Origin of the sequence: Martinezella multihospitum, assembly GCF_900094585.1 — a bacterium.
GTDB lineage: Bacteria > Pseudomonadota > Alphaproteobacteria > Rhizobiales > Rhizobiaceae > Rhizobium > Rhizobium multihospitium.
The window spans coordinates 557,497-577,385 of record NZ_FMAG01000001.1 but is presented as its reverse complement, the minus strand read 5'-3'; the positions used below and the strand labels follow the sequence as shown (position 1 = coordinate 577,385).

Annotated in this window: 19 protein-coding genes and 2 pseudogenes; 10 read left to right on the top strand and 11 right to left on the bottom strand. The window is 57.4% G+C overall.

Features of this window, described 5'->3' with window-relative positions:
* The first annotated feature begins 1 nt into the window (after position 1).
* The 6 genes from GA0061103_RS02600 (at position 2) to GA0061103_RS35310 (ending at position 6,305) form a co-directional block, all read left to right on the top strand.
* Positions 2-1,150 carry a substrate-binding protein gene (locus tag GA0061103_RS02600; protein ID WP_092706806.1) on the top strand — a complete coding sequence of 383 codons (1,149 nt, stop codon included), beginning with the start codon at positions 2-4 and terminating at the stop codon, positions 1,148-1,150.
* Positions 1,151-1,201: 51 nt separating this feature from the next.
* Entirely contained in the window at positions 1,202-2,035 is an 834-nt protein-coding gene (locus GA0061103_RS02595) for a branched-chain amino acid ABC transporter permease (protein WP_092706804.1), read from the top strand.
* Complete coding sequence (locus GA0061103_RS02590; protein ID WP_167376512.1) at positions 2,028-3,785, top strand: branched-chain amino acid ABC transporter ATP-binding protein/permease; 1,758 nt, start codon at positions 2,028-2,030, stop codon at positions 3,783-3,785. The genes GA0061103_RS02595 and GA0061103_RS02590 overlap by 8 nt, the downstream gene beginning before the upstream one ends.
* Positions 3,778-4,485: an ABC transporter ATP-binding protein gene (locus GA0061103_RS02585; protein ID WP_092706800.1), complete on the top strand. Its 708-nt coding sequence runs from the start codon at positions 3,778-3,780 to the stop codon at positions 4,483-4,485. Before GA0061103_RS02590 ends, GA0061103_RS02585 begins: the two co-directional genes overlap by 8 nt.
* A 35-nt stretch (positions 4,486-4,520) precedes the next feature.
* Positions 4,521-5,657, top strand: a complete 1,137-nt coding sequence (locus GA0061103_RS02580) for an amidase family protein (protein WP_425349453.1) — start codon at positions 4,521-4,523, stop codon at positions 5,655-5,657.
* A gap of 240 nt (positions 5,658-5,897) precedes the next feature.
* Complete coding sequence (locus GA0061103_RS35310) at positions 5,898-6,305, top strand: helix-turn-helix domain-containing protein (RefSeq protein ID WP_245304635.1); 408 nt, start codon at positions 5,898-5,900, stop codon at positions 6,303-6,305.
* Between the two features lie 380 nt (positions 6,306-6,685).
* Here the strand turns inward: GA0061103_RS35310 and GA0061103_RS02570 are convergent, their stop codons facing one another.
* The 5 genes and pseudogenes from GA0061103_RS02570 to GA0061103_RS02550 form a co-directional block, all read right to left on the bottom strand.
* Positions 6,686-8,647: an elongation factor G gene (locus tag GA0061103_RS02570; protein ID WP_092706794.1), complete on the bottom strand. Its 1,962-nt coding sequence runs from the start codon at positions 8,645-8,647 to the stop codon at positions 6,686-6,688.
* A gap of 226 nt (positions 8,648-8,873) precedes the next feature.
* Positions 8,874-9,188, bottom strand: coding sequence for a hypothetical protein (locus tag GA0061103_RS02565; protein WP_092706792.1), 315 nt, complete (start codon positions 9,186-9,188; stop codon positions 8,874-8,876).
* A gap of 193 nt (positions 9,189-9,381) precedes the next feature.
* Positions 9,382-9,846, bottom strand: coding sequence for a hypothetical protein (locus tag GA0061103_RS02560; RefSeq protein WP_245304634.1), 465 nt, complete (start codon positions 9,844-9,846; stop codon positions 9,382-9,384).
* A gap of 138 nt (positions 9,847-9,984) precedes the next feature.
* Positions 9,985-10,329: pseudogene (locus tag GA0061103_RS35305) on the bottom strand (VOC family protein).
* A gap of 167 nt (positions 10,330-10,496) precedes the next feature.
* A pseudogene (locus tag GA0061103_RS02550) lies at positions 10,497-11,109 on the bottom strand (DUF2026 family protein).
* A 211-nt stretch (positions 11,110-11,320) separates the two neighbouring features.
* Here GA0061103_RS02550 and GA0061103_RS02545 point away from each other — a divergent pair.
* The gene (locus tag GA0061103_RS02545; RefSeq protein ID WP_208603472.1) at positions 11,321-11,737 is read left to right on the top strand and encodes an HIT family protein; all 417 of its coding nucleotides are present in this window, start codon (positions 11,321-11,323) and stop codon (positions 11,735-11,737) included.
* Between the two features lie 186 nt (positions 11,738-11,923).
* Here the strand turns inward: GA0061103_RS02545 and GA0061103_RS02540 are convergent, their stop codons facing one another.
* Both GA0061103_RS02540 and GA0061103_RS02535 read right to left on the bottom strand, forming a co-directional pair.
* Entirely contained in the window at positions 11,924-12,307 is a 384-nt protein-coding gene (locus GA0061103_RS02540) for a type II toxin-antitoxin system VapC family toxin (protein WP_092706788.1), read from the bottom strand.
* A complete protein-coding gene (locus tag GA0061103_RS02535; RefSeq protein ID WP_092708543.1) occupies positions 12,304-12,504 on the bottom strand; it encodes a type II toxin-antitoxin system VapB family antitoxin in 201 nt (66 codons plus the stop codon). The genes GA0061103_RS02540 and GA0061103_RS02535 overlap by 4 nt, the downstream gene beginning before the upstream one ends.
* Before the next feature lie 396 nt (positions 12,505-12,900).
* Between GA0061103_RS02535 and GA0061103_RS02530 the strand changes: the two genes are divergently transcribed.
* Positions 12,901-13,275, top strand: coding sequence for a VOC family protein (locus GA0061103_RS02530; protein WP_092706786.1), 375 nt, complete (start codon positions 12,901-12,903; stop codon positions 13,273-13,275).
* 242 nt (positions 13,276-13,517) lie between these two features.
* On the opposite strand, the gene GA0061103_RS02525 is transcribed toward GA0061103_RS02530, so the two are convergent.
* Positions 13,518-14,411, bottom strand: a complete 894-nt coding sequence (locus GA0061103_RS02525) for an AraC family transcriptional regulator (protein WP_092706784.1) — start codon at positions 14,409-14,411, stop codon at positions 13,518-13,520.
* A 99-nt stretch (positions 14,412-14,510) separates the two neighbouring features.
* On the opposite strand from GA0061103_RS02525, the gene GA0061103_RS02520 reads away from it, so the two are divergent.
* The gene (locus GA0061103_RS02520; protein WP_092706783.1) at positions 14,511-15,245 is read left to right on the top strand and encodes an SDR family oxidoreductase; all 735 of its coding nucleotides are present in this window, start codon (positions 14,511-14,513) and stop codon (positions 15,243-15,245) included.
* 392 nt (positions 15,246-15,637) lie between these two features.
* Here GA0061103_RS02520 and GA0061103_RS02515 read toward each other — a convergent pair whose 3' ends face one another.
* From GA0061103_RS02515 to tam, 3 genes are all read right to left on the bottom strand, one after another.
* The gene (locus GA0061103_RS02515) at positions 15,638-16,615 is read right to left on the bottom strand and encodes a lactonase family protein (RefSeq protein ID WP_092706781.1); all 978 of its coding nucleotides are present in this window, start codon (positions 16,613-16,615) and stop codon (positions 15,638-15,640) included.
* On the bottom strand, positions 16,612-17,928 hold the full coding sequence (gene dctA / locus GA0061103_RS02510) for a C4-dicarboxylate transporter DctA (protein WP_092706779.1): 1,317 nt from the start codon (positions 17,926-17,928) through the stop codon (positions 16,612-16,614). Before dctA ends, GA0061103_RS02515 begins: the two co-directional genes overlap by 4 nt.
* A 290-nt stretch (positions 17,929-18,218) precedes the next feature.
* Positions 18,219-18,992, bottom strand: a complete 774-nt coding sequence (tam, locus tag GA0061103_RS02505; protein WP_092706777.1) for a trans-aconitate 2-methyltransferase — start codon at positions 18,990-18,992, stop codon at positions 18,219-18,221.
* An 89-nt stretch (positions 18,993-19,081) separates the two neighbouring features.
* Between tam and GA0061103_RS02500 the strand changes: the two genes are divergently transcribed.
* The gene (locus GA0061103_RS02500) at positions 19,082-19,828 is read left to right on the top strand and encodes a transporter substrate-binding domain-containing protein (RefSeq protein WP_167376511.1); all 747 of its coding nucleotides are present in this window, start codon (positions 19,082-19,084) and stop codon (positions 19,826-19,828) included.
* Positions 19,829-19,889: the final 61 nt, after the last annotated feature.

The window sequence follows — 19,889 nt, the reverse complement described above, 5'->3', positions numbered from 1 at the left end:
AATGCAAATGAAAACCATCATCCTCACCCTGGCATCGGCGGCATACGCCACGGCAGCTTTCGCCGCGGACCCGATCAAGATCGGCGTACCGGTCGGGCTTTCCGGAGCAAACAGCGTGGTCGCGCCATCGGTCGTTCAGGCTGCCGAACTTGCCGTCGAGGAAATCAATGCCAAGGGTGGCGTGCTCGGGCGCCCGCTGGAGCTTGAGATCGCCGACGACGCATCCGGTGCGGCGGGCGCGCAAAAAGCCTTCGATTCCCTCGTCTTCCAGAAGGAGGTGAATGTCGTCATCTCCATGGAGACGAGTGCTGCTCGCAATGCCGGACTGCCGATCATTTCCAAGGGCGACGTGCCGTATATCTACACATCCTTCTACGAAGGCAAATCCTGCAACGCCAATCTCTTCGTCGATGCCTGGGTTCCCGAACAGCAGGTTCCGCCCGTCGTCGACAATTTCATGAGCAAACAGGGCGCGAAGAAATTCTTCCTGATCGGCTCGGATTATGCCTTCGGGCGCGGCATGCTGAGCTTTGCCAAGGGCTATATCGAAAAAGCCGGCGCTCAGGTCGTCGGTGAGGAATATCTGCCGATGGACGGCAGCGACTGGACGGCGATCATCTCCAAGATCAAGCCCTCAGGGGCCGACGCCATCATCACCTCGACGGCCGGCGGCGCGCCGAACGTGACCTTGACCAAGCAATTGCGTTCGGCCGGCGTCACCCTGCCTTACGGCAATCTCGCCGTCGACGAGGGCACCGCCAAGAGCATGGGTGCGGATGCCAAGGGCATCTTTCTCTCAGCTTCCTACGTGACCGGTATCGACAGCCCCGAAAACAAGGCGTTTCTCTCTGCCATGGACAAGAAGTTCGGCAAGGAACTGCGCACGCCCAACGACCTTTCCGTCCCGCAATATGAAGCGATCTACCTTTACAAGGCAGCCGTCGAGAAAGCCGGCAGCACCGATACGGCAAAGGTTCTCAAGGCTCTTCCCGAGGTATCCTTCACCGGTCCGCGCGGCAAGATCTCGATGAACAAGCAGCATCACGCGCCGCTGACCATGTATCTTGGCCAGGTAAAAGATGACGGCAGCGTCGCGGTCGTCGATAGCTTCAAGGATGTCGATCCCGGCAACCAGTGCCCGAAGCTCTGAAACCAAAGTGGCGGGGCAACATGCCCCGCCTCCAGCATCGGAGTTCCAGAAATGACGCTCTTTCTCGATATCGTCAGCACTGCGGCCATTCTCTTCATCGTTGCCGCGGGGCTGCTTGCGATCTTCGGCGTGCTGAAGATCATCAATTTCGCGCATGGCGCATGGCTGACCATCGGGGCTTACTGCGCTGTTGTCGTCGGCGGGTTCGGCCTCAATCCATGGCTTGCCATTCCCTTTGCCTTCCTGGTCGGAGCCGTTCTCGGCGGTGTCGCCGAACGCTTCATCGTCCGGCCTTTGTATCGCCGGCCACTCGATGCCATTCTTGCAACCTGGGGTCTTGGCATCGTCATCGGCCAGCTCATCACGCTCTGGTTTGGCCGCGACGTGCAGTTCACCCCGGCGCTACTGCCGGGCACTTTCGATCTGTTTGGCGTCGGCTATTCATCCTATCGCCTTTTCGCGATTGTCGCCGCGATCGCGCTGGGCCTCGGCTTTACCCTTCTTTTGGATGGCACACGCCTTGGTCTTTCCGCCCGGGCCGTCATCATGAACGAAATGCTGGCGCGCGTACTCGGCATTGATACGGAAAAGGTGCGGCTCGCCACTTTCATGATCGGTGCCGGCCTTGCCGCTCTTGCCGGCGTGCTGCTCGCGCCGCTGACTAGTGTCGATCCCAATATGGGTGTCGCCTGGCTGACGGGCGCTTTCATGCTGGTGATGGTAGCAGGCTCTTCTTTCGGTGCGCTTGCTGCCGCCTGTCTCATCTTCGGTGCCGCTCAGGTGCTGGTCAGCACCTATTTCAGCCCCATCCTCGGCGGCATTACCGTGGCCGTCCTCTGCGCGGTCGTACTGCGTATACGCCCGAAAGGATTTGCCCGTGCCTGACAAACAGAAGCTCCGGCTTGTCCTTCTGCTGCTGCTGGCGTTCGCAGCCATCCTGCTGATCGTCTTTGGACCGATGTTTCTCGGCCGCTTCAGCCTCAACGTCCTCACACGGTCGATGATCTACGCCATGCTGGCGATTACCGTCGACTTGCTCTGGGGCTATACGGGCGTCCTCACCTTCGGACAGGCGGCATTCTTTGGTGTTGGTGCCTATGCCACCGCCATGATTCTCACCCATATCGGCGCAAACCCGGCCTTGTTCGTCCTCGCGCTTGCCGCCGCCATCCTCGTGCCGCTCTTACTGGGGCTCGCGGTCGGCTGGCTGTCGTTCTATCACGGGTCGACGCCGCTCTATGCCACCGTGATTTCGCTCGTCGTGCCGATCGTCATCACGCAGCTGGTCTTCTCGGGCGGTGTCTGGACCGGCTCCTCGAGCGGTCTTGTCGGTTACGATACTCTGCCGCTCGGGCTCACCGGCTATTTTCGCCTGTCGGGCGCGTGCCTCTTCACACTGGCCGTTCTCGCGATAGTATTTGTCCGCTCCGATGCCGGCCGGTTGCTCGTGGCGATCCGCGACAACGAAGCGCGCGTCGCCTATCTGGGTATGAATCCGGCTGCACTGAAGATCGCCCTGACAGGTGTTCTCGCCGGTGTATGCGGCCTTGCGGGCTTCCTCTACGCCAATGCGTCTGGTGTCGTTGCACCTGAGAATACCGGCTTCGTCTTCGGAACCGAACTCGTCGTCTGGACGGCGCTCGGCGGTCGCGGAACGATTGTCGGCCCCTTGTTTGGGGCAATCGGTATCGACTATCTGAGCGCCAGTCTCTCCGGCGATCTGCCCTTTCTGTGGCAACTGATCGTCGGCGCGCTCTTTGTCCTTATGATTATCGTCTTGCCGGGAGGCCTTGCATCTCTTGTGACGCGTTTCCTGCAATCGGGAAGCTCCAACAGCACTTTGAAGTCACTACCGGCGCGCATAGGCTTCAATGATCGCGGCGTCGCAGGCAAAAGCCTTCTGTCGATCCGTGGTCTCGGCAAGTCCTATGGCAGCCTCTCCGTCCTCAAGGGCATCGATCTTGAAATTGGAAGGGGAGAACTCGTCAGCCTCGTTGGCCCGAACGGTGCCGGCAAGACCACACTGATGCGCTGCCTGTCGGACGGTACTCAGCAGATCGAGGGCCAGGTGGACATCGGTGGCGCAAACATCGCCGGTCGCGCGCCGGAACGGATCGTGGCTCTCGGCGTCGGGCGCAAATTCCAGATCGCCAGCATCTTCGACAGCATGACTATCGGCCAATGCCTGAAAATGGCTCGTCTCAGCCATGAGACACCCAGCCCGACGCGATCGCTTGCCGAGATCACACTGCCTGCGGCCGCAATCGAGATCCTGACGCTGACGGGCATGGCGGATATGCTGGACAAGCCGGTATCGCTGCTGTCGCATGGTCAAAGGCAGGCTCTCGAACTGGCGATGGTCGTCGCTCTCGAACCCCGTGTCATTCTTCTCGACGAACCGACGGCGGGTCTCACCAAGACCGAGCGCATGACCATCGGCACGATTCTCAGGAAGCTGACGGACGAGATGAGGTTTGCCGCCATCCTGGTCGAGCACGATCTGGATTTCGTCCGCAATATATCGAGCCGCATCGTGGTTCTCCATCAGGGCAAGCTCGTCCTCGACGGCACCGTGGACGAGGTGGTCAATTCCGAAACGGTCCGCAACATCTACGCAGGAGGCGCCCATGGCTGAAGCGTTCAAACTCAAGCTCACTGGCGTATCGAGTGGATATGGTGCGGTCGATGTCGTCAACGACGTGTCGTTCGCCATCCGGCCGGGCGAGATCTTCGCGCTTATGGGCAAGAACGGCATGGGCAAGACGACGCTGCTGAAGACGATTCTTGGCTTCCTGCGTATCGGCAAAGGCAAGATCGAGGTGGACGGTGCTGTCATCACCGGCAGGAAGCCTGCGGAGCTGATCGCCTCCGGTATCGGCTACGCCCCTCAGGAACTGCCGCTGTTTCAGGATCTTTCCATCCGCGACAATCTGCGCCTGGCGCTCAAAAGCGATCGGGATCTGGCATCCGCGCTGGACCGGGCCTACGGCTATTTCCCGTTCCTGGAGGATCGCCTGGCTCAGAAGGCCGGCACCCTGTCGGGCGGGGAACAGAAGATGCTGATTCTGGCGCGTGCGCTGATGTTGCGGCCGAAACTGCTCCTGATCGATGAAATCTCCGAGGGCCTGCAACCTTCCGTCGTCCACAACATCGCCAATGCATTGAGGGACGACCGTGAGAAGAGCGGCACGACCATACTTCTGGTCGAGCAGAACCTGGACTTCGCCCTTTCGGTGGCCGATCGCTGGGCTATTCTCAAGCTCGGGGCGATTGAGGACGAAAGTTCCAATGGGTCGGACAGCCGCGGCCGCGTTCTGCAGCATCTGAAAATCTAGGGAGCGGGCAAGTGGATGACCGGTGGAACGCATTCATGCCGTATCCGGATGCCAATGTCGGGCATGCGGCCACCGGCCCGCTTTCCGGCCTTCGCCTGGCGGTCAAGGACCTTTTCGATGTTGCTGGCTATCCAACGGCCGCCGGCAATGCCATGTTGCTCGCTACCTCCGGCATCAAGACATCGACGGCATCCCTGGTTCAAACGCTTTTGGATGCCGGAGCCCGGTTCGTAGGCAAGACCAATACGGATGAACTTGCCTATTCCCTTATCGGCGGCAACATTCATTTCGGTATGCCGATCAATCCTTCTGATCCCGAGCTTATTCCGGGCGGCTCGTCGTCGGGCTCGGCCGTCGCGGTCGCCGCGGGCCTTGCGGATATCGGCCTTGGAACCGATACGTCCGGCTCCATCCGACTGCCGGCCGCCATCAACGGTCTCGTCGGCTGGCGGCCGACATACGGAAGCCTCGATAACGGAGGACTGCGCCCCCTTGCGCCGAGCCTCGATGTGCCGGGCTTCATGACGAGAAGCCTGGAGCCGATGGCCGCGCTCATGAGTGCTGTCGGGATATCCGCGGCAGACGACCGGCCATCATCTGTTCTCATCGTCGAGGATATCTTTGATACCATCGAAGAAGATGCGGCAGACGGAATGATCGCCCGCTTACGGTCGGCCGCCATTCCTGTTCGCGAAGTAGGTTCGATCAGCTCGTTCAATTTGGATGAGCTTGCCTTGGCATTCGTCACTATTCTCCAAAAGGAAGCCTGGGAAAGCAACAGATCCATTTTTGAGCGAAGCCCGCAAGCTATCGCACCCGATATCACCGCGCGTCTCCTGTCAGGATCGCGTCTGGGCATCGGAGAGGTGCGCGAGGCGCGACGGATTCGAGAGCACTTCTCGAGGGAGATCGACCGATTGTTCCGCAACGACGTAGTTGTGGTTCTTCCGACATTGGCAACAAGCCCGCCAAAGCGGGATGCCGGACCGCAAAGCTTCGCAGCGTTTCGTTCCGCCTGCATCAAGTTTCTCTGTCTGTCAGGCTTAAGCGGTTGTCCGCAACTGACGTTTCCGCTCGCCAATTGCGATGGGAATAGTTCATCGTCGTTGCTGGGCGCAAGAAGTGCAGACAGGATGCTAATGGCAGTCGGGAAACGATTACATATTGGGTGAAAAGCAAATATCGCCTCAGAAAACGGACGGGTTGCTGTTCGTTTGAAAACATTGAAAACTTGAGAATAGTCAAATTGGTGCGTGGATGCCTCATTGATATCGCGGTGCGACAGCAAGATATATTGGCATTTCGAATCCGTGGGCCGTCGGTTCTGAATTCTTCAAGAGTTATTGATATTTCCAGTCATCCGAAGCGAGCTGTTATCCAAAAAGCCCATTGCGTTAGAACTAACAAATATAGTGACTGATGAGAGCCAGTTTCGGAAAAAACCTCTGACAATTGACACATTGGTTCCGCCATTGTGGCTGTGGCATCGTAAAGTTGGCTTAGCTCACATACTGCTTATATGGGAATTTACTCAGCTTGAGGCTGGCACCATTCTTTCTGTCGACAATTATTTGAAGGAGGATGTCACAATGGCTGTTGATCGTGAGCTTTTTGAAACGTCGGCCGGCGGATATATTGTTTCGACGACCATGATCTCATTAAATCATCCGTCTGCAGCCATGATGAGACGCAAATCCGAAAACGTTCTGCGTTTAAAAGCTGATGGAAAATCAACCGATGACATAGCACGAGAGGCTGGCGTTAGCCGATCGACGGTAACGAGAATCCTCCGCTATGTTGAAAGAGCGGCCGCTAGTTAGCTGACGTCTAGCCCAGCGAAAGATGGCTGAAGGTCCCGAGGAGTGTTGTCATATAAACCTGCCGTCAGTGAGTGGGGTGTTCATTTGTGCCGCTGTTCCCCCCAGCTTCGCGTTTCGTCGTAACCCTCCTTCGATATCGATAAAGCAAGTTCGTCTTTGGGTTCTTGGGCACCCGAACGGATCAACGTCAAATGGAAATACGGGTCAGAATGTTGTAAAACTTGACAGTACAACCCGTTCAACTGCCAAATGACATGTCCATCGGTCCGCGCGAAGGAGCTCAGTGGTCATGATCGGTGCTTGCTGGTATTGGCAGCCGTATGTTCCGATCCCGCAGAGACTGTCGGTCTCTGCGGACGAGCATGAAGTGGGGTAACGTTTCAGCGTGCGACGCCTGGTGTTGTGTGTGCCCTCACGATGGCGTCCGCTTCCTTTCCGTATAGCTCCTCGAAATGATCGAAGGTCCTGGAAAAATAACCAATGCCCTGCGTCGCCGAGCGCAACGCTCGCGCCAGATCGTCAAGTGCGCCGCCGGGAACGAGCGCCCGGAAGATGTCCCATCCCTTGGCGGTCTCATCGCGGTCGAAGCCGAGAACCTGGCCGTTGAGAGAAGAGACGATCTGGACGAGGCTGCCCGAACAGACCGACGGAATGTGAATCTCGCTGCGGAAGACCGGCTGCATCAAGACGGTCGATCCTTCGGAAAGCGCCTGACGCACCCCCATTTTCGACGCAGTGCGGAAGGCGTGTTCCGAACTGTCGACGGTATGGTGCTGACCATCTGACAGCATTACGCCGACATCGATGACCTCGAAGCCGAGCGGTCCTTTCTCCATCGCTTCGCGCGCGCCCGCTTCGACGGCAGGGATGTAATTGCGCGGAACGGTGCCGCCCTTGACGGTTTCGCCAAAGGTGAAACCCTGGCCGCGCCCGTTGGGGTGAATGCTCAGCTTCACATCCGCGAATTGCCCGGCACCGCCGGTCTGTTTGCGATGGCGGTAATGAACCTCCGATGGCTTCGTGATCGTCTCGCGATAGATCGGGCTGGGCGTTCGGTCCGTCACTGAGATATGAAAGACATCGGACAGCGTTCGGCAGAGGTCACGCAGATGTACGGGCCCTTGGGCGCGGACGAGTTGTGCGCCCGTGCCTTCCTCATGCAGGACCTTCAGACCGCGGTCCGTCTCGGAGAGTTTTGTCAGCGTTTCGGAAAGCTTGTTTTCATCGCGCTCGCTGCCTGGAATTAGGATCCTTTCGAACATCGGCGTGGGCGGTTCCGTCCATTCAGGCGGGGCGACCACCGCGCCGGGGGTCAACAGCGAAGGGACGGGCAGATGGTCGGACTTGACCGTCGCGAAGACATCCCCAGGCGCAGGCACAACCGCCGAATTGGAGTGCCCGTTTGCGAGATTTTGCACGGCGCCGAGGTTGGAGCCGCCCAGCGATGCGCCCTGCCGCAGTCCATCACCAAAAGCGCGCAGGAGCACCGTCTTGCCGACATTCTGGCGATAATAGGCATGAAAACTCACGGCCGTCAGCTTGCCTTCATCGACAGTTCCAGCATGAGCGAGACGCTGGCGAAGAACCTCTACCGGCGGCGCCTCGTGGCGTAGCGCCTTCATCAGCCTCTTCATGCCGTTGCCGTGACTTGCAGCACCGAACAAGACCGGGATAATCCTGTTTTCCCTGAGAACCCGTGATAAAATGGCGTAGAGCGCGTCGCTGGGTGGCTCGCGGTCTTCGATCAGTTCCTCGAGAAGCCAGTCATCCAATTCGGATAGGTGTTCCAGGAGCTCGGTACGCGCTTCGCGTTCGCGTTCGGCGGTGCTTTCAGGGATCGCGATCAGCGCCGAAGTCTGCCCTTCCCGGTAGCGCCACGCCCGTTCCGAAATCAGATCGCAACTGCCTACGATCCTGTCCCCCTCTCGGATCGGGACCTGACGAAGCAAAAGGGTGTGGTTGGCGTAGTCCTGAAGTGCGGCGATCAGGTCCCTCAGCCGCCCTCTCGGTTCGTCCATCCGGTTGACAAAGAGGATGCAAGGCGTCCCCGAGGCTTCGATTATCCGCAGATAGGGCGCGGCGAGCACAGCCTCTTCGGGTGCTGATGAAACACACAGAATGCAGGCGTCGCTGGCAAGAAGCGCGTGCTGTGCATGAGCCAACGCTTCGTTGGGTCCTGGCGCGTCCAGCGCACACCACGCCTCGTTTCCGAAGGTGAATTCTGTGAGGTTCAATCCATAGGGAGAACTGGATTTTCTCGGCACCCCCTCCAAGGAGCCGAGCTTTTCAACGACTGTCGATTTTCCGGTCTGCGAAGGTCCAAGCACGGTAAAGCAGCGCATCGGTATTCCTCCAGCTGCGCAAACACAACTTTCAGCCATCATAGGATGCCCTGAACTGCGGCAAGGCGCCAGAGTATTGATTTCCGTGGCGATTTAACCCGGTTTCGCGTTTGGCTATGACCCAACCGAAAATTCAAACCCTCAATCTTTTCAAGGCATTGCCTCTGCCGAGGCGGGTTAGCGCAAAATGACAATCAGGGTCAAGAGCTCGCCGAGCTCAACACCCTCAGGGCTCAATCTCGGAAATTCGAAACTCGGTACCTGTATCGCGGACGATGTGGAGATCACGGATCATCTCGGCTGCATGCAAAAGGCCGTGGTGCCACTTCTCGTGCGGTACCCTCGTAGCTCCCGCTGAAACCGTGCGTATATAAATCAACGCATCCTTGCCTGGCACCGGCACGATGCCGAGTTCTTGCCGAAGCTGCCGGATCGCATCGACCGACCGATCCAGCAGATCGCTGACCTCGTTCGGAGACAGCTTCTCGACTTCATTTGCGGCTCGCACAAGATTGGCAATAAAATCTGTCGTGGCGCTCACAGTGATCCTAAGAATCGTAGCGAAATCTTCGCGTCAAAGTTGGCAGCCCGTCGAACAGAGTCAAGCCAAACTCTTCCGCAGTTGAGCCTAGATGAGGCGCGACCGAGGCATCGTACAATGCTGCGGAGCGATCAATTTCGACGGCGTCGCCAGATATATGGCGGCTATGCAAAAACTCCTAAGCACCCTGACGCTACCCAAGCCAAGCATGCACTGTCGCCAAGACGCTTTGTTTCATCTCGGCGATCCAGTTTCGAACTGTCTCGACGCGATCCATAATCCATCGGAGCCAGCGGTATGTCAGCAGTTTCTCGCGGCCCGCGTGAAACAGGCGCTCGACCAGCAGAAAGCTCATCAGATAGGCCAAGGCGATTATGACCAGTCCCGAGATCACATGGCCCCGGGCGATCACGACCAATGCACAAATCTTCAGGGGTTCGGCAATCGCCAGCGGAACGACAAACAGAACGAGTATAACGCCTCGCGGCAAAGAACCGACAAACTCGCCAAAATGCTTGACGATGGGGAGGGCGGCGAACCAGTTCACGAGCGGCCGGTACACCGGTCGGGCGACTTCGCTGATGATGACGAGTACAGCTATGATGAACCGCAAGGGCAGTAAAAGGACCTGCCAAGCAGATTGGCGTTGGTGTTTCATGACCATTTTCGAATGCCTGGAACCGCCATCAATCCGTTGACGCTATGCCGCCTGTTTGTTTTTCGCGAAAATTTGCCGTGTCATCTCAAATGCTTTCTTCCTATGAAGGATAGATCAGGTCGATCTTCTCAAAACAAGCTATTTGACACGCCACGGCGGGTTGATGCGATTTTGCCCGGCAAAATACAGCAGGACGCGATTTCCACCAGGATCAAACAACTCGGCTTCCCGCCAGAGCCAACTTTTATCTTCCGGCGGGCTTGTGAATTGAAGTCCTTTCTTCTACAGGTGGCTAACCGTCTCGTCCAAATTGTCACATTCAAAATATACCGTTGTCCCACCACCATTGCTCTCGCCTTGATGCAACGAGAACGTGCTATCGTCGTCTGGGCATAAGAAGCGGGCATAGTAAGGACGTGCGTTGACCACGGGCTTGAGACCAAGAGTGCAACAAAAGTTCCAGCCTGCATCGAGGTCAGGCATCGTTACCGTCACTTGATTCTATCGCATCATCTATGGCCTCCAGAACTAGCCGCTTGTTGCCGTAATATATAGGCAAAGGGCACTGCGTCATGCAGCCACCGTGAGCAACCAAGTTCAAGGGGAGCGCAGGGATATTTCGATCGTGGACATACGCGCTCCTGCGACCATTACCAGGCACCAATCAGGGGGTTGCCGATGAGCGAGCGGTACGACGCTGGATTTGCCATCCTGATGCCGCACTGTGATAGATGTCTGCATCTTCCTGGGAGATTTCCGGAACCAGTTCGCGGCGAGGCTGGCAAGATCTCCAATCATCGGATTCTTGCGCCAATCTGCGAAGCGTCGGCTCGTTGCATCAGGTTCGGAACGGTAGAAGAAGTCGCCGGACTGACTCAAATCATTGATGGACGGGCGCATGGATGAGAGCGGCCGCTGAAACATCTTCGGCAGTATCACCAAACCTGGCATGCTCTGTGAGAAAGCGGGGGCCATGAAATCGATCGCCCAATCGTCAGCCTCGACCCAGCAGTGGAAATTCTCGCCAGCGCCAGAGACGTAACCATCCTCGCGCTGGTCTGCGAAAAGGATGTACTTTCCGTCGAGATTGTAAGCTGCCAGCCCGCTTTTTGCCTTTGCCTTGACCTTGAAGTGGTGTTCCAAGATGAAGGCTCCGAAAGTGCTGAAATACATCGAAGCGGTGGCGGGATTGGCGTTTTCGTTGACCAGCAGGCTGTTGATGACCCGGTAGATCCGATTGTAGTCGCTTTGCGTGATCAACATGATCTTTCACCCTAAACCCATGACTTGTGTCGTCCCCTAAGTGACGGCGGCGATCATGTAAACAGAACATGTGACTGCATCGTCATTTATGAGCAAGCCCCATTGCAGGCACCGGGTTGAATGTCAGATGCGGCGCTCAATATCCCTAACCGCATAGACGGCAGGACGGGACAGAATACTATGAACGGAAAGACTTTTTCGTGCCTCTTTTGTGACATTGCGCACGAATCGGATTTCGTGCGCTCCCGTTTTTGAAAGTACCGAACTGATTGCGTTCCTCGATTCCTCGCCGATCCGTCGCGGTCATGTTCAGATCATCCCTCGCGGTCACTTCAATTATTTCGACGATCTGCCAGTCGATCTTGCAAGCGAGATCGTTCGCACGGGACAGAGGATTGCTCGCGCCCAAAAGAAACTTTACGGCGTGGATCGTGCCGCTTTCCTTTTTTCTGGAGGCGATATTCCTCATGCCCACGCCCACGTTGTACCCATGCATGAGAAAACTGACCTAACATCCAGGCTATACATCGCCGAGGAGGCGCTCACGTTCAGGCCAATGCCAACAGCTTCATTAGGGGAACTGGAAGCTGTAGCCGAAGAACTGAGGCCGATAGTCGAGTTGCTGTGAGCATCGAATGCGATGCGAAAGGTCCTTAGCTGCAGCACCAAGGGCCGCTTTAAGAGGAATGATCACCTCTGCAGGATTCTCATGCTCATTGTTATCGCCATTTTGATTGTAAGCACTTCCCTTGACGGTTGACGTGCATGGCGTTGCTTGCACACGCAGGCCGAGAATAGCCCGGAGCTCTAGCACTTAATGAGGCTCATCTATCGGTATGTGCAGTGGGGCGCCCGCTTTTTCGGCCGCTGCTCGCAGCCGCTTGTCTCTTGTCCACAAGGCTGCTTTCTGCTCAAGGAGAACGGACGCTAGCAGATGGGCATCTGTGTAGCCAATACCCATGCTGAAAATGCCATATCGGTCGATCATCGTCATGACTTCGTCGTGCGTGGCGACAACAGCTCCGCGCTGAGCTGCCAAAAAAGCCATGACGCTGCTGCGATCCAGAAGGCTGCCAAGGGCCAGCTCGCCGATCACGCTCGGATGGCAAAGTAGTCGATCGTCTTCGATTATCCTTCGTAACTCGGCATCGCCATGTCGGAAATGATCAATCCAGATCGAGGTGTCTATTAATATCACTTAACCGCCGGGCTCCGACGGCGCGGGGCTGCCTCGGCATCCGGCATGGTTCCCCCAAGAGCGATGAGGCGTTTTCCAGACTCCACGCGAACCAGCGTCTCCAACGCCTGGCGGACGAGTGCTGCGGTTTCCTTGGTGCCGGTCAATGATCTAGCCCTGTCGATGAGGGCGTCGTCGAGATTGATGGTTGAGCGCATCAGCTGGCTTCCTTGTTGCAGCACTAGAAATAGCACCATTTGGTGATTAAATCTACGCCTGCCTCTGCTTCTGTGCACGGAACTGGTTTACAACTGTAAGGTAGCGCGACGCTCTCATCTCATAGGATATTGGAATTGAGCGGTGAAGTTGAAGCCAGTGCCATCGGTACCAGGGCTCGAAAACATTGCGAGCCCACGGTTCGAATCTCATCACCTCCAAATTATCCCTTTACCGTGATCAGCAGCCGAAATACGCCAGCGATAGTGAACGTCGACCTCACCGCCGATATGGGCCGAATGGACGGGAAAGGGCCTCCAATCGACAGCTTTGCGTCTTCACTACGGCTAGGCTAGCGTAGGGTACGAGCCATTAGGTACTTTATTGGAGATGAAAGCATGTTCACTCACATCATGATTGGAAGTAATGATTTGGAGCGAGCGAGACGCTTCTACGACGCCACTTTCGCTGCATTAGGGGGCAATTCCGGCGAGATGGATGCGAGAGGCAGACTGATCTATACCCATGAGGACGGTCGGCTGATGATCACGAAACCGATCGACGGCAAGCTGGCGACCGCTGCTAACGGCGGGACTATTGGAATAGCCGCCGCGACCCCCGATCATGTTCTCGCATGGCATGCCGCCGGTATCGCCCATGGCGGCACGGCGATCGAGAGCCCGCCCACGGAGCGTCCAAACGGGTCATTCGTCGCATATCTTCGCGACCCGGACGGAAACAAATTGACCGCGCGGACTCAGCCGACGACGTGAAATAGGCGCGTCAAGCGGCGCGCAGCAAACGGCGTGCTCGATGCTCAAGAGCCGAATGGGCGTGAGAATGCCGCCTTCGGGCGGGCCTCCGACATGGCAGTATCGTGCCCACCTTTTGCTGTTGCGACCTCTGCCGCTGCTTCCCAAAAGCTGCCATTCGATCATATCCGCAGGTGCTGACCGAAATGCCGCCGTTAAGGGACGCACGCTTCCAGGCTCATCATATTGTAAGCTGCCGCTTCTCACGGTCGAACATAAGCTTTTGGAGGCGAGCCGAAGGCAGACCTGAAAGCATGGCCGAATGCACTCTGCGACGTATAGCCAACCTTGCGCGAGATATTGGCGACTGTCTCATCACTGCGAGTCAGCGCCGCGCGAGCGATAGTGAGACGCCACGCTCGCACATAGGCGAGTGGTGGCTGTCCCACACGGCGCGTGAACTCTGCAGAAAAGGCAGCTCGCGACATACCCGCTACACTTGCGAGCTCGGCCACCGTCCACGGCTGAGCGACATCTCCGTGAATGAGGCGAAGCACCCGACCAAGCCGAGGATCCGACAGCGCGCCAAGCCATCCGATGTCGATCCGAGCGATACTGCCCGCATAGGTGCGGATTGCCTCCACCACCAAGACATCGGCGAGCCGCGCATTGACGATTTCGCTGCCGATGATATCGCGCTCGCCCTCATCATTGATCAGCCCAAGGATTGTCGCCATCGCGCCAGATGCAGCCGAGGATCGCGGGACGAAAAGGAAATCCGGCAGCATGTCGAGCAGGAAGTCTACATTTCCGGGGTCGAACGTGACGGTTCCCCCGATCGCAATTGTCTCGTCACCCCCAAGACGCGCAACATCGTTGCTCGTGCCATAGAAGGTTTGGCCATCGAGGGGCGGCACCTCCGGATCGCTGGCGACGGCATATGCCGTGCGCCCCAACAGGCAGACATCCCCTGCGCTCATGAGCTGGGGCGCCTGCGCCGGCAGCATCATCCAGCCGCTTCCCCGCAACAGCGCCACGAACTTGAGCCGGTCCAGCGCAGGAAATGTGAGAGCCCATCGTCCTGCCGCCTCCAGCCGGGTGCGGCGGCTCACCCTTGCGCCAAGAACGTTGAGGACATCCGAGAGAGGATCAGTCATAGTTTTAGACGATCGCGATAAACTGATGGATATTCAAGCATAGATCATCTTGAACCGAGTGCCTATCTTTGTCGATGACTTCAATGAAGGAGAACGACTTTGGGTATCGAAGGCAAGGTTGTCGCCATAACAGGCGCAAGTAGCGGGATCGGACGTGCGACGGCGAAACTGCTTGCGGAGCGAGGCGCTTTTGTCGTGCTTGGTGCGCGCCGCGAGGAAGCGCTCGCAGCGATCGTAGAGGAAATTACCGATGCAGGCGGCAAGGCCGTGCACAAGACGACCGACGTCCGCCAACGGAGCGACCTTGAAGCGCTTGTAGCCTTGGCAATTGCGCATGCCGGTAAGCTCGACGTCATTGTGAACAATGCCGGGATTGGCCCCATATCGCGTTTCGATGCACTCCGCGTCGAGGATTGGGACGCCATGATCGACGTCAATCTGCGTGGCACGCTCTACGGCGTGGCTGCGGCATTGCCGGTCTTCCAGCGTCAACAGTCGGGCCACGTCATCAACATCGTTTCGACCGCAGGCATCAAGATCCTGCCCACCATGGGCGTGTATGCTGCGACCAAGAACGCAGTACGGACCATCAGCGAAGCCTTGAGGCAGGAAGCGGGACCGCACCTGAGGGTTACCGAGATTTCGCCAGGGATGATCTCGACCGACTTTGCAAGCTCGATAACCGATCCAGCCGTGAAGTCTACAATTGAAGAACGTGCATCTAGTGTAGCTATCCCACCGGCTTCGATCGCTCGGGGCATCGCTTATGCTATCGAGCAACCGGCCGATGTGGACGTCGGCAGTATTGTCATACGACCGACAGCCCAGGATTGAATGTCTGATTTCGAATGAATCTCCGGCCTGGCCAATAGCCGTCTCTAGTCGGAGGCCGCTCTTTGCAGATGTGCTGCTGAACGGCAGCTATCTCTGATCGGGGCCTCGAAGCAGCCCGTCAGCTTCCAGCCCCAAATCGATCGTTCCAGCAAGCTCAAGTTCTTGAACTCGCATAATGAAAATATTGCAAAGGGAATTTTGTGATAACGGGATCGGCGGTTCGATTCCTTTCAAGAGCGCGGTAGTCAGAATTATCCATATGGACGAGATTGTGGGCTTGACCGTTTGTCGACTTTCAAACTCGCGTTCAACAGTAATGATATCTGTCGGAAAGTAACCGACGTCAGGCTTCCGACCAGAATCACTTCGCCTGCCGGTATCAATTGCGCATCCTAACGGCGGAATTGAACAATGCAGTCACTGTCTTCGTTTGCCACATACAAATATTGCTCGTTCGGATCGAGCGCAAAGAAGCGCGGTGTGCGGCCTTGCGATGCTTCCCAACCTCTGATGGCAAGCGCACCATCTTCGCCGACATCGAAGGCGGTGATGGAATCGTGCCCACGGTTAGAGGCGTAGAGAAAGCGTCCATCTCTGCTGATCTCGATCTCGGAAGCCCGGCTGTTGCCGACATAGGTCCGTGGCAGGGCGGATACGATGTCGCGGGGACCCATCCTGCCGGTCGCATCCTCGAAGTCATAGGTCGTAACTGTCGAGTCGAGTTCGTTCAGTACATAGGCAAGCGGTAGCTTGGGATGAAAGACAACGTGGCGCGGACCGGCATTTTCACGGCAGGGAGTCCGGTGCACCACCTCGAGCCTTCCGGTTTCGCAGTCGATCCTTGCAACCGAGATCTGATCGTTTCCCTTTTCGGGAACGACGATCCATCGTCCCGACGGAGAAAAGGGCGCATGATGCGGCCGTCCGTAATCCTGTTCGATCCTGTGCGGACCGAGCGTTCCCGGCAGTTCGCAGAGATCCGCCAGCGCAAGTAACTCGCCGTTCGATGAGATCGGCAGGCTGGCGAGGCTGTCGGTCCTGTAGTTCGGGACGACAAGCCAGCGCTGGGTAGGGTCTATCGCGAGGTGAACGGGGTTGCGTCCATGGGTCGATTGTTTGCAGAAAGGCACGATGTGGCCGCTTCCTGGCAAAATCCTGTAGGCGGTGACGAGGTCGAAATCGCCATGTACCGAATAAAGCACGTCAAGATATGGATGAAGCGCGAGGAAGGACGGATTTTCTTCCGTTGCCAGCACCTGGATCCTGGTCCATGCATCCGTCGCGCCATCCACCACATAGACGCTGATGCCTTCCCCGCGTGCGTTCCGCGCGCGGGTCGTCCGGCAACCGACATAGGCAAAGAGTGTCATATGGTCCTCGATGAGAGTGTTTCATTGCTTTCGGCAGCCGCCATGTCAGTGCCGGCGTCCTTGCCGGCAAGCACCAAGCGCGCCTGCGCTCGGTCAAGCTTGCCTTCCCATTGGGCGACGAAGACAGTGGCGACGGCATTGCCGATGAAGGATGTGACCGCACGCGCCTCGCCCATGAAGCGGTCGACGCCGATCAGAAGGCCGATGGCGGGGAGCGGGATCGTTCCGACGCTGGCGAGCGTCGCCGCAAGAGCGACGAAACCGCCTCCCGGCACGCCGCTCATGCCCTTCGACGTGAACGAGCCTATGAGCAGGATGACGATCTGCTGTGTCAAGGACAGCTCGATGTTCAAGGCTTGCGACAGAAACACGACGGCCATCGTCAGATAGATGCAGACGCCATCGATGTTGAAGGCATATCCCGTCGGCGCGACCAGCCCGACGATGGTCTTGTCGCATCCCAGGCGCTCGAGCTTCTGGAGAAGGCGCGGAAGAGCAGGCTCAGCGCTGCCGGCGCCAAGGACGATGACGATCTCATCCTTGAGGTAGACGACGAGACGCCAGATGCTGACGCCGGCGTAGCGGCTGATCGCCCCCAGCACGACGAAGATGAAGATCGCGCATGTGAGATAGAACGCGGCCATCAGCTTCAGATAGGGAATGAGGCTGGCCGCGCCGAATTTGCCGGTGGTGAACGCCATAGCCCCGAAAGCGCCGATCGGTGCAAGATACATCAGGAAGCTGACCATCTTGAAGAACAGGTCGGAGACTTGCTCGATGACGACGGTGAGCTGTTCGCTCGCGCGGCCGGCACGGGCAAGCGCGCATCCCGTCAGAACGGCGATGAATACGACCGGAAGAATTTCGCCGTTCACGAAGGCCGCAACGAAGGTATCCGGAATGATCTTGAGGAAGAAATCGACCAGATGCTGGGATTCTGCCGTTTTCGCAAAGCCCGCTACGGCGTCCGCCTTCAACGACGACGGATCGATGTTCATTCCGGCACCTGGCTCGATGATATGCGCAACGACAAGTCCGATGAACAATGCTGCGGTCGTCACGATCTCGAAGTAGAGGACCGTCGTCAGCCCGACCCGACCGAGTGCTTTCATATCGGACATCCTGGCGATGCCGATGACGATGATCGTGAAGATTACCGGCGCGACGACCATTTTCAGGAGCTTGATGAAGCCGTCGCCGAGTGGCTTCATATCGATGCCGAGGTCGGGGAAGAAATGTCCGACAAGAATACCGAGCACCGCGCCGATGATGACCTGAACGTATAACGGTTTGAGATATTTGCTGATGGCCATCTCTGCATCCTCCCATGCTCATATGCCAATAATTGGTTTTTATAGCATATAAAAGCAATATGGAAGAGTGGTTTTGAATTGAATCTGCGGGTCTACTTTGGTTTTTTAAATTATGATAACCTTTTCATACGGTTCGCCGCGCCAGCAATCGGCCAGCACTTTTCAAACCCTTGCGGATCGATTTCAGGATTGACGATTGGTCGCCGCCGCATGCCGGCAACATGTGACGGCAGGTGAGGTGCCGGTCGCGCTGACTGCGCGAAATGGTTCGGTCAGCGCAGGTGATGATCTTAGCGGGAGGCGACGATGAACAGCCGGGGAAACGGCAAAAGCACCGTGCCGTCAGGCATCACCGGATAGCTGTCTGCAAGGAGGCCCTTGTAGATCCCGAGATATTCGGCCTGTTCTTCGACCGACAGGCGGCTGAGGTAAGGCAGGAGCCCCGAACCCTTGAACCAGTCGACGATTCCATCCAGTGCGGTCAAGGGATGATTGTACGTCGTCCGCCAGATATCGATCTTTGCCGCATGCGGCTTCAGGATCGACCAATAGTCGGATGCGGACAAGATCGTCGTGCGCTCGCTATCGGCAGCCCGAAGACGGTCGACCCAGCGTCCGTCGGCGGCGGCGGTCCTCATGCCGACATGGGTCGGCTCGTTTAGATTATCAGGCATCTGGACGGCGAGCGTGCCGCCATCCCTCAGGAAGGTCATCAGGGTCGGAAGCAGCGTTTCATGATCGGGCAGCCATTGTAGGACGGCATTCGCAAACAGTAGGTCCTGCGATACAGCCGGCTTCCAGGAGGCGATGTCGGCGAGTTCGAAACGGCAAGAGGCAAGCCGCTTCCTGGCCGCTTCGATCATCTTCGGCGCCGCATCCATCCCGAGGATATCGGCCTGTGGAAAGCGCTCGATCAGCAGCTCGGTCGAATTGCCGGGACCGCAGCCGATATCGGTTATTCTGGTCGCATCCGCTACCGTCACGCGGGCCAGGAGATCCATGGCCGGACGGGTGCGATGATCTTCGAACTTGAGATATTGGGACGGCGACCAGGTGGCGGACATGGCGATGCTCCTTTTTCCATAGCCAATAAATTTGCATTTCTATATTTATAAATGCAATAATGCATCATCGAAATGCGGCAGGATATCCCATGCAAGCCAATCCCTTCGAACTATCCGAACAAGAACGCAACGAACTCGCCCCGAATGGTAGTATGCTTGCGGGTATCGCCGTTGGCCCGGCCGCCTCGGCGGTATGGTGCGTGCGCGATGCAGTCGGCGGGGAGCCGCGCGGCGTGACCGTCATGCTGGCGCGTGAGATCGCCCGGCGCTGCCTTCTTTCGCTGCAACTGGTGGAATTCGCCAGCTCGGGCGATATCGTCGCCAATGCCGACAAAGGCTCATGGACGCTTTCCTTCGTGCCGATCGACGATGAGCGGCGCAGGCTGGTTGCTGTTGGCCCGAACTATTATCTGGGTGTGAGCACCTATCTCACGCGCGCCGATGAGTTTCGCAGCGTGGCGGATGTCGACGCGAGCGGTGTCCGGGTCGCCGGAATTGCCGGAACCGCAACATTTCGCAGCGCCCAGAAGTCACTTCACCGCGCCTCCATAGAAGCGATCGTATCGCTCGACGAGGCGGTTGCCAGGTTTCGAAATCGCGAAATCGAAGCGCTTGCTCTCGGAAAAGAGTCTATTCTCAGTCTGCTTGCCGACTTGAAGGACTGCCACGCGGTGGAAGGCCATTTCCACGAAGCCGGAACCGCAGTCGTGGTGCCGAAGTCACATACTCACGCCCTGGTGGCAACCACGCGAATGATCGAGGCGATGAAAGTCGACGGCACGATCAGAAGAGTGTTCGATGAGAACGGGATGCCGCATGCAGCTGTTGCACCATGACGGTTTTCTTGTCTGTCAAATCCACCGAGGCCAGACTTTGCGCTACTCAGATATCGGATAA

What these genes read in the sequence shown, in the direction of transcription:
- tam (WP_092706777.1), bottom strand. Translation starts at nt 18,992, where the DNA reads ATGTCCGCCACCTGGTCGCCGTCCCAATATCTCAAGTTCGAAGATCAT.
- GA0061103_RS02560 (WP_245304634.1), bottom strand. Translation starts at nt 9,846, where the DNA reads ATGAAACACCAACGCCAATCTGCTTGGCAGGTCCTTTTACTGCCCTTG.
- GA0061103_RS02500 (WP_167376511.1), top strand. Translation starts at nt 19,082, where the DNA reads ATGCAAGCCAATCCCTTCGAACTATCCGAACAAGAACGCAACGAACTC.
- GA0061103_RS02595 (WP_092706804.1), top strand. Translation starts at nt 1,202, where the DNA reads ATGACGCTCTTTCTCGATATCGTCAGCACTGCGGCCATTCTCTTCATC.
- GA0061103_RS02580 (WP_425349453.1), top strand. Translation starts at nt 4,521, where the DNA reads ATGCCGTATCCGGATGCCAATGTCGGGCATGCGGCCACCGGCCCGCTT.
- GA0061103_RS02585 (WP_092706800.1), top strand. Translation starts at nt 3,778, where the DNA reads ATGGCTGAAGCGTTCAAACTCAAGCTCACTGGCGTATCGAGTGGATAT.
- dctA (WP_092706779.1), bottom strand. Translation starts at nt 17,928, where the DNA reads ATGGCCATCAGCAAATATCTCAAACCGTTATACGTTCAGGTCATCATC.
- GA0061103_RS02530 (WP_092706786.1), top strand. Translation starts at nt 12,901, where the DNA reads ATGTTCACTCACATCATGATTGGAAGTAATGATTTGGAGCGAGCGAGA.
- GA0061103_RS02515 (WP_092706781.1), bottom strand. Translation starts at nt 16,615, where the DNA reads ATGACACTCTTTGCCTATGTCGGTTGCCGGACGACCCGCGCGCGGAAC.
- GA0061103_RS02570 (WP_092706794.1), bottom strand. Translation starts at nt 8,647, where the DNA reads ATGCGCTGCTTTACCGTGCTTGGACCTTCGCAGACCGGAAAATCGACA.
- GA0061103_RS02600 (WP_092706806.1), top strand. Translation starts at nt 2, where the DNA reads ATGCAAATGAAAACCATCATCCTCACCCTGGCATCGGCGGCATACGCC.
- GA0061103_RS02525 (WP_092706784.1), bottom strand. Translation starts at nt 14,411, where the DNA reads ATGACTGATCCTCTCTCGGATGTCCTCAACGTTCTTGGCGCAAGGGTG.
- GA0061103_RS02535 (WP_092708543.1), bottom strand. Translation starts at nt 12,504, where the DNA reads ATGCGCTCAACCATCAATCTCGACGACGCCCTCATCGACAGGGCTAGA.